Below are 15339 nucleotides of genomic sequence, written 5' to 3' on the forward strand. Positions count from 1 at the left end.
AGGGACTGGGTGTGATTTTTTCCCCAGTCCCTAGTCCCCAGTCCCCAGTCCCCAATCTTATGAGGAATGGAAAATGAATACGGCAGAATTATTGGTCAAATGTTTAGAAAATGAAGGTGTCGAATATGTTTTTGGTCTTCCTGGCGAGGAGAATTTACACGTATTAGAAGCAATTAAACATTCATCTATTAAGTTTATTACTACCCGTCATGAACAGGGTGCAGCTTTCATGGCTGATGTCTACGGAAGGCTGACAGGAAAAGCTGGTGTGTGTCTTTCTACCCTTGGCCCTGGGGCAACAAATTTAATGACTGGTGTCGCAGATGCTAACCTAGACGGTGCGCCATTAGTGGCAATTACCGGACAGGTGGGAACAGATAGAATGCACATTGAATCCCACCAATATTTAGATTTAGTGGCAATGTTTGCCCCTGTAACTAAGTGGAATAAACAGATAGTTAGACCGAGTATTACACCAGAAGTAGTGCGAAAAGCCTTCAAGCGATCGCAAACTGAAAAACCAGGTGCAGTGCATATAGATTTACCAGAAAATATTGCTGCTATGCCCGTAGAGGGCAGACCATTACATAAAGATAATATCGAAAAAACCTTCGCTTCCTTTGCTAGTATTCGCGCTGCTGCTGCTGCTATTTCTCAAGCAGTAAATCCACTAATTTTAGTCGGTAATGGTGCAATTCGCGCCCATGCTAGCGATGCTGTCACCCAATTTGCTACCCAAATGAATATCCCTGTAGCTAATACTTTCATGGGGAAAGGTGTGATTCCTTATACTCATCCTTTAGCCTTGTGGTCAGTAGGATTGCAACAACGAGATTTTATTACTTGTGGTTTTGATAATACAGATTTAGTCATTGCCATTGGTTATGACTTAATTGAATTTTCACCCAAAAAATGGAATCCTGAAGGTAGAATTCCCATTGTTCATATTGGAGCAGATTCCGCCGAAATTGATAGCAGTTATATTCCCAAAGTAGAAGTTGTGGGTGATATTTCTGATTCTCTCATGGAGATTTTAAAAGTAGCAGACAGACACGGCAAACCCAACCCCTATGCTATTAGTTTACGGGGAGAAATTCGCGAAGATTATGAACAATATGCCAATGATGAAGGTTATCCCATCAAACCCCAAAAATTAATTTATGACTTACGCCAAGTCATGGGGCCAGATGATATTGTGATTTCCGACGTAGGCGCGCATAAAATGTGGATTGCCCGCCATTATCATTGTCATAGTCCCAATACTTGTCTAATTTCCAATGGTTTCGCCGCAATGGGGATAGCAATTCCTGGTGCTTTAGCTGCTAAACTTGTCTATCCTAACCGCAAAGTTGTAGCCGCAACCGGTGACGGTGGCTTTATGATGAATTGCCAAGAATTAGAAACAGCATTGCGTGTAGGTACGCCGTTTGTCACCTTAATTTTTAATGATGGTGGCTACGGTTTAATTGAGTGGAAACAAGAGAATCATTTCGGTAAAGGACAATCATCTTTCGTGCATTTTGGCAACCCAGATTTTGTCAAATTAGCTGAAAGTATGGGCTTAAAAGGTTATCGAGTCGAATCAACTTTAGATTTAATTCCTGTACTTAAAGAAGCCTTAGCTCAAGATGTGCCGGCTGTCATCGATTGCCCTGTAGACTATAGAGAAAACCGCCGCTTTACCCAAAAAGCCGGTGAGTTAAGTTGTGAAGTGTAAATAAAACGTTCGTAGTCAGGACTTTAGTCCTTTCTTTATAATCAAATTCTTCGTTGGTTGATTTTTGAGGGTTTTAGTATTTCTAAAATCCTCAATTTTTTTAATTTAAACAAACTACTGAATTGGAAAATATTAACCTTACCATAAAATATTCATCCTATAAAAATCCATAATTTCTAACAAAAATTATGGATTTAGTGATTGACAAGTATAATTTTATACTTTATTGTTTAAACATGATAAAGGCGATCGCCCAATCCGGTCAAGAAGAAAGCGATCGCCGTTATCTAGCCCCTCTAACAAGGAGATAATTACAATGATGGCACAGTTTACACAATACTTGCAGAGTGCAGATATAGATACACTCAACCTCAGTCAATCTTCTACACAGCCAGTTCCCCAAAGAGAAAAGATTAAGCATTTGCTCATCGGTTCTCCCCAAGCCGTTACTAGTACAATTCACTATTTGCAGGTAATTGGTTACGCTAGTGTCGGTGATTGGAGTCCACTGTTACCTACGGCTAACCAAGGTGAGGTGATGAGTATTTTAATCCGGCAAATTTTCATCTAATAACCTGGATGTAGAGGCGTTGCGTTGCAACGTCTTTATTTTGATGTATTTAACCAATTTTCTCAATTTGCCGCCCTACTACCTCAAATATACTGTTAATGATCTGATATACTCTCAGTAGTTTTTCGATGGGTAGTGATGGCGCGATCGCTTCGGGTATCACCAGAGTATATTGATCAAGTTAATACAGCACTTCAGCGTCATGGCTATCCTAGTCAGCAGTCTTTGGCTAATGCAGTAAAAATTTCACTCTCCACAGTCGCAAGCTTTCTAAATGGTATACCCATTGACTCTGAGAGTTTCATAAAACTTAGCAATAGATTGGGGCTAGACTGGCGAGAAATAGCATATGAAGCATCAGAAAATACGCCAACTCAATCTTCAAGACTGATTAGATTAAAAAAGCAGCAAAATGGACTTCAGCAAGCCTGGGATACCCAGCACGAAAAAGTATGCCGAATCGGGAACGACTTAATAATTGAAACTGTGACAGAAAATAAATTTAAATTAGAAAAACAGCTTAAAGAAGAAAAAACTAAATTAACAAACTTAGAGGCTGAACTTGAGCAAATTGAAAAAGAAATAGAATCAACTTTACCGACAAAAATACCTGAACAGACAATTCAAATTTCTCTGCTTGAAACACAGCTAAAAAAGCAGGAAGCATCACCCTTCATCACTGGCACACCTATTACTCGCCCACGAGATTTCTTTGGACGCGAGAAAGAATTAAAACGATTGTTTAATCTACTCAAACGTCATCCCCTACAAAACGCCGCCATTATTGGTAAAAAGCGCAGTGGTAAAACATCCCTACTGCATTACTTAAAAAACATCACCACCACCCCAACAGAACAACTGCGTCCTGGTCAAAAATCTGATTGGCTACCCCATCCAGAAACTTACAAATGGGTATTTGTGGACTTGCAAGATGCACGAATGCAAAGCCGGGAAGGATTATTAAAACACATCCTAGAATCTTTAAACTTCAAAGTTCCAGCACCTTGCGATTTAGATCATTTCATGGATGGAGTTAGCGAAAACTTGTCTTCTCCCACCGTCATTTTATTAGATGAGATTGGTGTTGGTTTACAACGTTGTCCAGAGTTAGATGATAGCTTTTGGGAAAGTTTACGTTCTTTAGCAACCAACCATACACGAGGTAATTTAGCATTTATTTTATCTACCCCCGAATCACCGATTGATTTAGCACATAACACAGGACACAGTTCACCATTTTTCAATATTTTCGGCTACACAGCATTTTTAGGAGCATTAACCGAAGCTGAAGCACAAGAATTAATAGCAAGTTCACCAATACCTTTTGCGGATGAAGATGTGAAATGGATATTAGCTTGCAGTCAATGTCAACCACTGTTATTACAAATCCTGTGTCGAGAAAGATTGTTTAGTTTAGAAGAAGGAGAGAATGATTATAGCTGGCGTGATGAAGGTTTAATACAAATAAAACCATTTGCTGATTTATTAGATGAGAAATCGCAGGGTAAAAATGAAAGCACATCGAATTGAAACAACATTAACGGAAGACGGAACTTTGATCTATCTACCGTCATTGCGAGCGAAGCGAAGCAATCCCAGAGACTTTGTGATTGCTTCGCTTCGCTCGCAATGACATTTTATGTTTAATTATGGCTGCCTGCTTACAAGGAGTAAGAATGACGCAGCAATATTACATATACATCATGACTAATCAATATAACACCGTACTTTATACAGGAATGAATAACAATCTACAAAGAAGAGTTTACGAGCATAAGGAAAAATTAATTGCAGGATTTACGAAGAAATACAACATTAATAAATTAGTTTATTATGAAATATTTGAAAATGCCTATACAGCTATTAGTAGAGAAAAACAAATTAAAGCAGGTTCTAGACAAAAGAAAATTGATTTAGTCAATAGCATCAATCAAGAATGGAAAGATTTATATGATGAATTGTAAATTGGTAAATTGATGGTGGCGATCGCACAAATTAACCGTCATTGCGATCGCTACATTGTTCCCCGATGACTCAAGCTGTCATTGCGACCAAAGGGAAGCAATCCCAACCCCCTTGATGTCTCAGCCAGCGCACTCAGAAACTGTAGAAATTGCGATCGCTTCGTTGTTCCCAATGACTCAAGCTGTCATTGCGACCAAAGGGAAGCAATCTCAACCCTCTTGATGTCTCAAGCAGCGTACTGAGCAACCGTAGACATTGACATTGCTTGTCTACGACACGCTACGCGAACGTCGTTCCTCCTCGCAATGACACATCACAATTCCCACTCCATATAAAGAAAGGGAAATTATGCCTTCTCAAAACTCACCCACTAACTACGCCGAAATCTACACCTATGCACCTAAACCACACCCTAATTTGCTCATAGGTGGTTTACAACTGTTGTTTTGGCTATTTTTTCGACCTTTAGCTTGGTTTAAGCACGCAGAGCGTATTAGAGATGAGATTAACTCTTTAGCAGATTTAAAAAAACCATCTGTATGGCATCCAGTGCTACAAGGGTATTTAATTGTACCTTTGTGGGCTAATTTTATCCTTGGCTTAGTAGTTTGGGCATTAGGTCAGCCATTGCCAAATGTTTTGTCTATTGTCACCTCCAGCTTTGGGTGTTGTTTAGGATTGAGCGTGGCGGTTGGCGTGGCGGGAGGCGTGGCGGTTGGCGTGGCGGGAGGCGTGGCGGGAGGCGTGGCGGGAGGCGTGGCGGGAGGCGTGGCGTTAGGTGTGGCGTTTGGCGTGGCGTTTGGCGTGGCGTTTGGCGTGGCGTTTGGCGTGGCGTTAGGCGTGGCGGTTGGCGTGGCGTTAGGCGTGGCGGTTGGCGTGGCGTTAGGCGTGGCGTTTGGCGTGGCGTTTGGCGTGGCGTTAGGCGTGGCAGACGTGGCGTTTGGCGTGGCGTTTGGCGTGGCGTTTGGCGTGGCGGTTGGCGTGGCGTTTGGCGTGGCGGTTGGCGTGGCGTTTGGCGTGGCGGGAAGCGTAGCGGGAGGCGTGGCGTTTGGCGTGGCGTTTGGCGTGGCGTTAGGCGTGGCGGGAGACGAGGCGTTTGGCGTGGCGGTTGGCGTGGCGGGAGGCGTGGTGGGAGGCGTGGCGTTTGGCGTGGTGGGAGGCGTGGCGGTTGGCGTGGCGGGAGGCGTAGCGGTTGGCGTGGCGGTAGGCGTAGCGGTTGGCGTGGCGGTAGGCGTGGCGTTTGGCGTGGCGTTTGGCGTAGCGGGAGGCGTAGCGGTAGGCTTAAATGACGAAATTGATGAAAAAGACTTCAATGATTTAATGTTGCTAGGCTTATTCTTGGGTATCTCAGGAGGTCTAGGTTTTGGTGTAGCTGGTGGTGTGGTACATGGTGTAGCATCAGGCGTTGTGTATGGTGTTGTTTTTGCTGTGCTGTTATTTGTAGGTTGCACTATCAACTTATGGCGACCAATAGTTTTATATCCACTACTCCGATTATGGAATTTAGGGCTTTATCAGATGGAGCAAGAACGTATAAAACAGCGTTCTCTTCTATTAACATTGTCAAATCGTTTTTCTGAGCAAAGTGTCCCTGGAAATTTCAGACTTACAGAGTATATATTACGTTTTTATTATCAATTAATATGGACAAATATAGATAAATATTCCAGTGCATTACCCTATCATTCAGCCGTTTGGGATCAATTTCAAAGATTACCCCTATATGGATTAGATAAATACTTACTTTTGGTCATAGACTGTAATCCAGTAGAGGGTGAATATGCTATTAATTTATTCAAAAAAAATTATCAAAAATGGGTAGTTCAAATTGCCACAGATGCACTACGTTTAAGAAACTGTGATGATGTAGCAGCTATACGTGCGATTCATCTCACCATAGCAATTGACCAACTAGAAAACTCCACAAAATCTTTGCTAGCCATCTTTACTCGCATTAGTCAAGATGTCGATGCAGCGTTAGAACAGAGAAGTAATTACAACCAACGTATAGCTCTTAAAGCTGTAGCAGACAGTTTAAATGCACAGTTAGAAAACTTTAATCGCATTAATAATAAATACGCTTCTTTATTCAAACCTTTTGCTAAAAGATGGCTAGATATAATCAACAAATATATAGAAGAACTGGCTCTCAAAGTTGAACAAAGCAAAGAAATTGACAACCCTTATATTATTGGTGTACCACTCACACTAGAGCAAGCAATTTTTACTGGACGCGGTGACATTGGTCTACGTATTGAGAAATTACTGTTAGACCGTCGCCGTCCTCCCTTGCTACTATACGGTCAGCGACGCATGGGCAAAACTTCCCTACTCAACAACATCGGGAAGTTACTCCCCAATTCCATCATCCCCATGTTTGTAGACTTGCAAGGCGCACCCTCATCAGCCAGCGACTACACAGGCTTTCTCTACAACTTAGCTAGAGGGATGATAACTTCCGCCAAACAGCAAAGTGCGTTAAAAATACCAACTTTGACACGGGAAACATTAAAAGATGACCCCTTCACACGGTTTGATGAATGGTTAGACCAGGTAGAACAAATACTTGAACAAAATACCGCTTTGCTGATGTTAGATGAGTTTGAGACATTAGACAGCGCAATTACTAGAGGACGCTTTGATGAGCAAGATGTTTTAGGAATGCTGCGCCACTTAATTCAACATCGTACCCGCTTCAAGGTGTTAATAGCTGGCTCTCATACTATTGAAGAATATCAGCGTTGGGCTAGTTATTTAATTAATGTCCAAGTGGTGCATATTTCTTATTTAAAGGAAAAGGAAGCACGACAATTAATAGAAGAACCAGTTCAAGATTTTACTCTCCGTTATAAACCCGATGCAGTTGAGCGAGTTCTGCAACTTACCCGTTGTCATCCGTTTTTAATACAGCTACTTTGCGGAGAAATTATTGTCTTAAAAAATGAGCAAGACCCTTCTATCCGTCGTTTGGCGACTTTAGCAGATGTGGAAGCAGCAGTACCAGAAGCTTTGCAAAGTGGGAGCTTTTTCTTTGCTGATATTAAAAATAATCAAGTAGATGACGGTGGGCGGGATATTTTACGCTTAATTGCGGCTCAAGGAGAAAGAGGAATTGTAAGTAAGTTCACTTTATCACAACAGTTTCCTGACGTTTGGGAAAAAACTATTGAACTGTTATTACAGCGAGAGTTAATTGAGGAAGTTGGAGAAGGTTATCGCTTCCAGGTAGAGTTAATTCGATTATGGTTCACTCGGTAATTTACTGTGATTACAAGCGAAGCGATCGCAATGACACATCCCCCTTGTATTTTACTGGCGATCACAAAATCATGCTCATCCAGTCATCTCCTTTGAGAGGGGATTGCTTCCCTTTGGTCGCAATGACGAGTTCTTCTTCTCTTTTCTGGTTGGCGATCGCACTATAATTGAATTCATTGATTAGCCGTAACCAAGGTAAACACGGTAATTTCAGGACGGGCGAATAAACGCAGATGTAAGCCTGTCATTCCTAAACCTCGGTTGGTGTATAGGAGCATTTTTCCGATTTGATATTCTCCTGCGTAATATTTTTCACCCCAAGGCGGTAAGATGAGGGGTTTTAAGAAAGGTAGCCGGATTTGTCCGCCGTGGGAATGTCCTGATAGTTGTAAGTCAAATCTTCCTGTGGCTGCGCTGGTAGTCGCAAAGTCTGGTTCGTGGGCGAGTAAGATGGCTGCTCCCTGTGGGGGTAGTTGCTGCAATACTAAATCTAGACGGGCTTTACCCATACCTACGTCATCAACACCAGCTATATACAGTGTGGCGTTATCTCTTTTTAATGTGTAGATGTGATTATTTAAGTCAAAAACGCCGCTTCGTTCGAGAGTTCTAATGATGGCTTGGGTGTCGTTTTCATGGTCATGATTACCCAAAACAGCGACGGTTCTATCCCGTGGTGTAAGCTGTTCTAAAGCAGGTTTGAGTGATGGGATAAATTGCGGTAAGTTACGCGTTACCAAATCCCCTGTAATTGCTACTAAATCTGGGTGTTGTTGGTTAACTAAATGCACAATACGCCGTAAACGTGGCTCAGTCATCCATCTATCTCGGTGAATATCGCTAATCTGCGCTATGCGATAGCCATTAAACTCTGCTGGGAGATGGGGAAGAGTGAGTTGTAAAGTTTTGATCTCAATCCAATTTGGTTCAATAAATTTGGCGTATAATATGATGCAGAATATTAGTAAAAATAACCAGCGAAAATATTGCAAGACAATTTGACTGGCTTCCAGCAGCCACTTGCGATTTCTCAAGATGTAGTCTCCTGTGAAGTAACTGCCGGTTTCTTTGTTATGGTATTTTTTCAAGTCGGGCGATAAATCACCCAAGCGGTAGAAGCTTTATTGGGAATGGGGCATTGGGCATTGGGCATTGGGCATTGGGCATCGGGTATGAAATTAAAATTGCTCCAATCCCCAATCCCCAGTCACCTATAATGAGAAATGTGATATACTAGCCATTTCTCTCAATTACCCTTGGTTTATGGGACTGCCAATTGTTGCAATTATCGGTCGCCCCAATGTGGGCAAGTCTACCCTGGTTAATCGACTCGCCGGGGAACAAACGGCGATTGTCCATGATGAACCGGGTGTGACGCGCGATCGCACTTATATGCCAGCTTACTGGAACGATCGCGAGTTTTTGGTGGTAGATACTGGCGGTTTGGTATTTAATGATGACACCGAATTTCTGCCCCTGATTCGTCAACAGGCTTTAGCAGCTTTGACAGAAGCTAGTGCTGCAATATTTGTTGTGAATGGTCAAACAGGCCCCAATTCGGCAGATGAAGAAATAGCCGAATGGTTACGCCAACAACCAGTACCCGTCTTCCTCGCCGTGAATAAATGTGAATCCCCAGAACAGGGGTTAATTCAGGCGGCAGAATTTTGGGAACTGGGCTTAGGAGAACCATACCCTATCTCTGCGATTCATGGCAACGGTACAGGGGATTTACTAGACGAAATCATTAAACACATCCCCGTGGTGACAGAAGTACCGGAAGACAATGAAATTAAAATTGCGATCGTCGGGCGGCCTAATGTTGGTAAATCTAGTTTATTAAATGCTTTTGTTGGGGAAGAAAGAGCAATTGTTAGCCCAATTTCTGGCACAACCCGCGATGCAATTGACACTTTTTTAGAACGAGATGGACAAGCTTATCGACTAATTGATACAGCCGGAATTCGCAAAAAGAAAAGTGTCGAATACGGAACGGAATTTTTCAGTATTAATCGGTCTTTTAAAGCCATTCGCCGCGCCGATGTGGTTTTATTAGTGTTAGATGCTCTAGATGGTGTCACAGAACAAGACCAAAAATTAGCAGGACGCATTATTGAAGAAGGTAGAGCCTGTATTATTGTTGTCAATAAATGGGATGCTGTAGAAAAAGATTCCTATACTATTTACGACTACGAAAAAAATCTCGAAGCTAGGCTACATTTTACTGAATGGGCTGACACTATTTTTGTTAGTGCCTTAACCGGACAACGAGTAGAAAAGATTTTAGAATTAGTTAATCAAGCCGCCGCCGAACATAAACGCCGCGTCAGTACATCAGTAATTAACGAAGTTTTAGAAGATGCTCTCAAGTGGCACTCTCCCCCAACCTCACGGGGTGGAAAACAGGGCAGAATTTATTACGGTACACAAGTCAGTAGCCAACCACCCACCATTGCGTTGTTCGTCAATGATGCAAAACGCTTTAACGACAACTATCGCCGCTACATCGAAAGACAATTCCGCCAACAACTAGGATTTAAAGGTACTCCCCTGCGGTTGTTATGGCGGAGTAAGAAAGTCCGAGAGATGGAACTTGGTAGCGTCAACCGTGCAACTCGCGTTTAATAAAGTAAAAAGTAAAAAGTAAAAAGGTAAAAGTAAGAAAGTTTACGTCTTGATTTTGCCTTTTACCTTTTGCCTTTTGCCTTTTACCTTTTGCCTTATCTTATGGATTTACTGCGATCGCTACCATTAGGACTTTATCTCGAACAGCCCCAAACTTGGCTACATAAACTTGATCCCAGGGTCAAGTTTATCTGGTTGATGAGTTTTCTGACTAGTTACAGTTTTGCTAATAATCAGTGGCGCATACTACTAGTAGCACTGCTCATTATTTTTACTTTAGCTGCTAGAATTCCCCGACGAGTTTGGCAACAACAAATGGGCTGGCTGTTGACACTAACGTTTTTGGTGTTCGCCCTGACAGCAGTTTTTCCTGACGGCTTGGGTATCAATTATCAGCCACGTTTACCAGTGAACTCCCAAGCTTTAGCCCCACTCAACAACACTGCTAAAGCCCCAAATGAGCCAAAACAAGTAAAAAGTAGTAAAGACTATAACTATATTCTCTTTCATCAAGGCCCTGTCAAAATTAGTCGTCGGACTCTAGATTTAGGGACGCGCATCAGTACGATTTTGTTTACGGTAATTTACAGCACCACGCTATATTTATTAACAACAGCACCGGAAGAGATTACCGCCGGGATAGAAAGCTTGATGCAGCCCCTACGCCGCTTGAAAATCCCTGTTACAGAAATTACCTTAACACTTACTTTATCCTTGAGATTCATTCCCCTAGTCTTAGAAGAAATACAAAATTTAATTCGTTCCATCATGACAAGGGCGATTAATTGGAAAAAGTTAGGTTTAAAAGGCGGATTCAAAGTCTGGATGATTGTCGCCGAGAGATTATTAGAAAACTTGTTATTACGTGCTGAACAAATGGCTAGTGCGATGATGGTACGCGGTTTTACCAGTCCCAACGAACACCGAGTTCCGTGGCACGAATTACGTTTAAAATCATGGGATTGGCTAGCGATCGCAACTCTCACTATTTTTTGGGGAATCAGAATCGTTGCAGGACAGCAAATCTAGGGGTGTAAGGGTGTAAGGGTGTAGGGGTGTAAGGGAATGACTAATGACTAATGACTATTGACTATTGACTATTGACTAAATATCTATGTGGTACTGGCGATCGCTTCCATTAGAAAATCGTACTGGTGCGGAAATTTTCTCTGCCCTATTTTATCCCCACACAACATCTCAAATCGCTACTCTCCTCGAAAGTCCTTACCCCACACCCACTAACCAACCCCAACTGAGTCGCTATTCTATCTGTGCAGGCGCGCCCAGAAGAGTCAATGGTGTACCTCAAATGTGGACACCAGCCTTGGGGGGGATTTTTCCTTTACTGGAGGAGTTGTTGCTAAATGGGGGACAAGGTGGACAAGGTAGAATTTCTCCCTTGTCTCCCTTGTCTACCCCCTCTACCTTGTCTCCCCCCTCTCCCCCTCCCCACCTCCCCTTCACCGGTGGATGGTTGGGCTGGCTAGGCTATGACGCAGCCTGGGAAATTGAAGGGCTACCTTATACCAAACCTGACACTTTGCCCTTTCCTGTGGCGTTTTGGTATCAACCAGAAGATTTTGCTGTGTTAGATCATGTCCAGCAAGTCTTATGGTTAGCGGCTAGTGATGCGGCTAATCTTGATGAGTTGGAACTGCGTTTAAGACGAACAAATACAGAAAATTCAGTCCAACACATTACACCTGTTACTAATTATCCCGTCACACCAGAATTTTTAACCTCTCAGCTAGATTACGAAGCCGCAGTTAATCGTGCTAAAAAATACATTCAAGCGGGAGATATCTTTCAAGCCAACCTATCTTTAAGATTTTCCGCGAATACCTCCGCTAGAGGCTGGGCAATTTATCAAGCCTTACATAAAATCAATCCTTCGCCCTTTGCTAGCTATTGGCGCACACCTTGGGGTGAAGTGATTAGCTGTTCACCAGAAAGATTAGTCTTGTTAGAGAACACCCAAGCTCAGACTAGACCTATTGCTGGCACGCGATCGCGTGGTATAACGCAAGAACAAGACCAGCAACTAGCCAAAGAACTCCTCAGCAACACCAAAGAACGGGCAGAACATATCATGCTGGTAGATTTGGAACGCAATGATTTAGGGCGAGTCTGCGAATGGGGAACAGTCACCGTTGATGAATTGCTAACGATTGAGAGATATAGTCACGTTATGCACCTTGTTAGCAATGTTACAGGGCAACTCAGGAGCGATCGCACCCCCATAGATTTAACCCGCGCCCTATTTCCTGGCGGGACAATTACAGGTTGTCCCAAAGTCCGGTGCATGGAAATTATCGAAGAACTAGAACCAGTCCGCCGCAGTTTATTTTATGGTTCATGCGGCTATCTAGATTGGCGAGGCAACCTAGATTTAAACATCTTCATCCGCACCTTACTACTCACCCCCAACGCCCAATCAAACACAGTGTGGGGACAAGTAGGTGCAGGCATAGTTGCCGACAGCGACCCCGAAAAAGAATGGTACGAATCTCTGCACAAAGCCCAAGCGCAATTAGCCGCGCTGAAAATGGTTAATTAGGGGATTGGGGATTGGGGACTGGGGACTGGGGATTGGGTGACAAGGTAGACTTTACTCCAATGCCCAACTGCTAATAACTAATGACTAATGACTATTAACAATTTTGCCAAATTGTAACAATACAGACTGTTTCGATGAACAATTCTTAGGAAAATTCGCCTGTTGGCTATTTTGCTCTAACGAGCGATAATTATGGCAACATAGAGAGAAGTTAGAGTAAACAGTAGTATGAGAGTCGGCTTTTGCCCTGGACAACTTCACACAGCAAATTCCACAATTAGTATTAACTGCACACAACAGGGTAAAGATATTCTGCTTCCATCAAACACAGTAGATGGCGATCGCTTTGCAGGTCTTGTTGCCTAAAATGCTTGTGGAAATAGGTCAAAATCTCCCATACTTCGTTGTTTCTCTTTTACCTTTTATGAATGCCTTTTACTTTCCCGTAAAAGTTTCATCTACCCTACCTGAAAATAGATCAGGGTTTGTCTAAAGTCCTTTAAAGGGTAGAATTTGCCGATTTGCAAATCAATCTCCGCAAATATTCTGGCGACAGGGAGATATTATCGTCTGAATATTTGTCGCTCACTGCAAGAAAATATATTATTCTCCTACTTGATTAATAGATGAATCCAGAAAGCGCAGAAACTTACATCAATCATCCTACTTGGGGCTTACTATATCGGATCTGTATGGTTGATGAAGCCCAGGATTTGTTCACTACACTCTACGCCCAACGTTTATTTTTTTTGGTGGTGAACGACATGAAAGCTTTGAAATTTCAACCGATAGGGCGCACAGAGGCGAGAATGTTGTTGGAAAATCGTTTGCGGACTTTGCGTCGCAATGGTCAATCACAGGAGTACGATCAGCTTCAGAGTGTTTTCCAACGCACATTCCAATGACTAGTTCGATTAACGAACGTATTAATCAAATTCGTGCATCAATTCCGCCTTCAGTTCGGTTAATTGCTGTTACTAAGCAAATGCCAACTGAAGCTATTCGCGCCGCCTATGCTGCTGGTATCCGTGATTTCGGTGAAAATCGCATCCAAGAGGCTGCTACTAAACAAGCACAACTGCAAGATTTATCAGACATCACTTGGCACTTTATCGGCCATTTACAAACTAATAAAGCCAAAAAAGCCCTTGAACAATTTCACTGGATTCACTCCGTGGATAGCTTGCCATTGGCACAACGTCTGAATCAATTAGCCGGACAACTAGAACTCAGACCCCAAGTCTGTCTGCAAGTCAAAATCCTCCCTGATCCTAGTAAGTCCGGCTGGACTGTGCCAGAACTACTCGCTGATTTACCCGCCCTTGACCAGTGTGAAAATTTACAATTTCAGGGTTTGATGACAATTCCGCCAATGGGTTTAACAGACGCGGAAAATTTATATGTATTTAATAGTACACATCTTTTAGCCAAAGACATTGCTGCCCAAAACTGGAATCACATCAAAATGCAGGAGTTGTCAATGGGGATGTCAGGAGACTACGAATTAGCCATACAAGCTGGGGCAACGATGGTAAGATTGGGGACTATCCTATTTGGTAAACGCACTTAGGTAAAACAACCCTACCATTTTGTGGCTGTGTATTTATTTGCCCAGTATGATATACTTAGTTAAAAGTTAATACTGGTGCAATAAATCACACAAAAAATAATTTTAAGAAAAATAAACATTCAAAAAAAGCCATTTAATTCAACTTATTTACGGAGCGTTGTAGAGATATAATCTTGACTCAATTATTGTGTCTAGGTTAATGTACAGGCGTTCCATAGAACACCAATTTCAAAAATCAAGCGATAGATACACTCGCTTAACCACCTGTGATCTATAGCGACCTCAATATTGAATTTTGAGTTGTGATTTTGAATTGGTGCAACGCCAGTCCATTGCCAATAACAGTAGTAGATGCTACAAATAGCGATAAAATTATTGAGATTGTCAGCCCTTTGTAGCGTTGTGATTGGCTACATTAGCTATGAACCGGATAATAGAGGCAATTATCAGCAGGAGCGTCACTAAACATGAATAATATATTTTCTAAGTTGCGGGATTTTGTTGGTCTCAATGAACAAGTAGAATACGAATACTACGAAGAAGAACCAGATACAGATAACTACCAAAATCTGTATCAACAGGAAAATCCTCAGCCAGCACCTGCACAAACTGCCCCATCCAATCGACGTTGGCGAGAAACAGCGAATACAATTGGTGATGACGTGGAAACAGGAACAAAATCAACGATGGGGAATGTGATTGGTATGCCAGGAGCAATTAACGGGATTTCTGAAGTATTAGTTCTAGAACCTCGGACATTTGAAGAAATGCCCCAGGCAATTCAAGCATTGCGTGAACGGAAATCAGTAGTGTTGAACTTAACCATCATGGACCCAGATCAAGCACAACGTGCAGTTGATTTTGTGGCTGGTGGAACCTATGCACTAGATGGACATCAAGAACGTATTGGCGAAAGTATCTTTTTGTTTACACCCAGCTGTGTGCAAGTCAGCACCCAAGGTGGAGTTATTCATGAAGTACCCCAACACCCAGCCCGTCCTTCCCGCCCCGCAAATCCTACACCAACTTGGGGCAGCGAACCCAATCGGATGGCACAATAGGGTTAAATTAGTTAT

General features: G+C 42.5%; 14 protein-coding genes. 13 read left to right on the top strand and 1 reads right to left on the bottom strand.

Annotated features, from left to right (window positions below):
- The first annotated feature begins 73 nt into the window (after window positions 1-73).
- From ACQFX9_RS04430 to ACQFX9_RS04455, 6 genes are all read left to right on the top strand, one after another.
- Window positions 74-1717: an acetolactate synthase large subunit gene (locus tag ACQFX9_RS04430; protein WP_427160882.1), complete on the top strand. Its 1644-nt coding sequence runs from the start codon at window positions 74-76 to the stop codon at window positions 1715-1717.
- 188 nt (window positions 1718-1905) lie between these two features.
- Window positions 1906-2028, top strand: a complete 123-nt coding sequence (locus ACQFX9_RS04435) for a hypothetical protein (RefSeq protein WP_427160883.1) — start codon at window positions 1906-1908, stop codon at window positions 2026-2028.
- A 5-nt stretch (window positions 2029-2033) separates the two neighbouring features.
- Window positions 2034-2288 carry a hypothetical protein gene (locus tag ACQFX9_RS04440; RefSeq protein ID WP_427160884.1) on the top strand — a complete coding sequence of 85 codons (255 nt, stop codon included), beginning with the start codon at window positions 2034-2036 and terminating at the stop codon, window positions 2286-2288.
- Between the two features lie 138 nt (window positions 2289-2426).
- Entirely contained in the window at window positions 2427-3818 is a 1392-nt protein-coding gene (locus tag ACQFX9_RS04445) for an ATP-binding protein (protein ID WP_427160885.1), read from the top strand.
- 80 nt (window positions 3819-3898) lie between these two features.
- Window positions 3899-4252, top strand: a complete 354-nt coding sequence (locus ACQFX9_RS04450) for a GIY-YIG nuclease family protein (RefSeq protein WP_427160886.1) — start codon at window positions 3899-3901, stop codon at window positions 4250-4252.
- 349 nt (window positions 4253-4601) lie between these two features.
- Window positions 4602-7511 carry an AAA family ATPase gene (locus ACQFX9_RS04455; protein ID WP_427160887.1) on the top strand — a complete coding sequence of 970 codons (2910 nt, stop codon included), beginning with the start codon at window positions 4602-4604 and terminating at the stop codon, window positions 7509-7511.
- A 173-nt stretch (window positions 7512-7684) separates the two neighbouring features.
- Here ACQFX9_RS04455 and ACQFX9_RS04460 read toward each other — a convergent pair whose 3' ends face one another.
- Window positions 7685-8545 (bottom strand): metallophosphoesterase, encoded by an 861-nt coding sequence (locus tag ACQFX9_RS04460; RefSeq protein ID WP_427160888.1) that lies wholly within the window; start codon window positions 8543-8545, stop codon window positions 7685-7687.
- Between the two features lie 229 nt (window positions 8546-8774).
- Between ACQFX9_RS04460 and der the strand changes: the two genes are divergently transcribed.
- The 7 genes from der to ACQFX9_RS04495 all read left to right on the top strand — a co-directional run bounded on the left by der (window position 8775) and on the right by ACQFX9_RS04495 (window position 15324).
- Window positions 8775-10136 (top strand): ribosome biogenesis GTPase Der, encoded by a 1362-nt coding sequence (der, locus tag ACQFX9_RS04465; RefSeq protein ID WP_427160889.1) that lies wholly within the window; start codon window positions 8775-8777, stop codon window positions 10134-10136.
- A gap of 102 nt (window positions 10137-10238) precedes the next feature.
- Window positions 10239-11165: an energy-coupling factor transporter transmembrane component T family protein gene (locus ACQFX9_RS04470; RefSeq protein ID WP_427162793.1), complete on the top strand. Its 927-nt coding sequence runs from the start codon at window positions 10239-10241 to the stop codon at window positions 11163-11165.
- Between the two features lie 85 nt (window positions 11166-11250).
- Entirely contained in the window at window positions 11251-12693 is a 1443-nt protein-coding gene (locus tag ACQFX9_RS04475) for an anthranilate synthase component I (protein ID WP_427160890.1), read from the top strand.
- A gap of 228 nt (window positions 12694-12921) precedes the next feature.
- Window positions 12922-13059 carry a hypothetical protein gene (locus ACQFX9_RS04480; RefSeq protein WP_157943319.1) on the top strand — a complete coding sequence of 46 codons (138 nt, stop codon included), beginning with the start codon at window positions 12922-12924 and terminating at the stop codon, window positions 13057-13059.
- Window positions 13060-13319: 260 nt separating this feature from the next.
- Window positions 13320-13598, top strand: coding sequence for a transcriptional coactivator PipX (pipX, locus tag ACQFX9_RS04485; RefSeq protein ID WP_103139790.1), 279 nt, complete (start codon window positions 13320-13322; stop codon window positions 13596-13598).
- The gene (locus tag ACQFX9_RS04490; RefSeq protein ID WP_427160891.1) at window positions 13595-14263 is read left to right on the top strand and encodes a YggS family pyridoxal phosphate-dependent enzyme; all 669 of its coding nucleotides are present in this window, start codon (window positions 13595-13597) and stop codon (window positions 14261-14263) included. Before pipX ends, ACQFX9_RS04490 begins: the two co-directional genes overlap by 4 nt.
- A 467-nt stretch (window positions 14264-14730) precedes the next feature.
- Window positions 14731-15324, top strand: a complete 594-nt coding sequence (locus tag ACQFX9_RS04495; protein WP_103139788.1) for a cell division protein SepF — start codon at window positions 14731-14733, stop codon at window positions 15322-15324.
- Window positions 15325-15339: the final 15 nt, after the last annotated feature.

The organism is Aliinostoc sp. HNIBRCY26 (assembly GCF_050235535.1).
GTDB lineage: Bacteria > Cyanobacteriota > Cyanobacteriia > Cyanobacteriales > Nostocaceae > Trichormus.

What these genes read in the sequence shown, in the direction of transcription:
- der (WP_427160889.1), top strand. Translation starts at nt 8,775, where the DNA reads ATGGGACTGCCAATTGTTGCAATTATCGGTCGCCCCAATGTGGGCAAG.
- ACQFX9_RS04480 (WP_157943319.1), top strand. Translation starts at nt 12,922, where the DNA reads ATGAGAGTCGGCTTTTGCCCTGGACAACTTCACACAGCAAATTCCACA.
- ACQFX9_RS04435 (WP_427160883.1), top strand. Translation starts at nt 1,906, where the DNA reads ATGGATTTAGTGATTGACAAGTATAATTTTATACTTTATTGTTTAAAC.
- ACQFX9_RS04475 (WP_427160890.1), top strand. Translation starts at nt 11,251, where the DNA reads ATGTGGTACTGGCGATCGCTTCCATTAGAAAATCGTACTGGTGCGGAA.
- ACQFX9_RS04490 (WP_427160891.1), top strand. Translation starts at nt 13,595, where the DNA reads ATGACTAGTTCGATTAACGAACGTATTAATCAAATTCGTGCATCAATT.
- ACQFX9_RS04430 (WP_427160882.1), top strand. Translation starts at nt 74, where the DNA reads ATGAATACGGCAGAATTATTGGTCAAATGTTTAGAAAATGAAGGTGTC.
- ACQFX9_RS04445 (WP_427160885.1), top strand. Translation starts at nt 2,427, where the DNA reads ATGGCGCGATCGCTTCGGGTATCACCAGAGTATATTGATCAAGTTAAT.
- ACQFX9_RS04495 (WP_103139788.1), top strand. Translation starts at nt 14,731, where the DNA reads ATGAATAATATATTTTCTAAGTTGCGGGATTTTGTTGGTCTCAATGAA.
- ACQFX9_RS04440 (WP_427160884.1), top strand. Translation starts at nt 2,034, where the DNA reads ATGATGGCACAGTTTACACAATACTTGCAGAGTGCAGATATAGATACA.
- ACQFX9_RS04455 (WP_427160887.1), top strand. Translation starts at nt 4,602, where the DNA reads ATGCCTTCTCAAAACTCACCCACTAACTACGCCGAAATCTACACCTAT.
- ACQFX9_RS04470 (WP_427162793.1), top strand. Translation starts at nt 10,239, where the DNA reads ATGGATTTACTGCGATCGCTACCATTAGGACTTTATCTCGAACAGCCC.
- pipX (WP_103139790.1), top strand. Translation starts at nt 13,320, where the DNA reads ATGAATCCAGAAAGCGCAGAAACTTACATCAATCATCCTACTTGGGGC.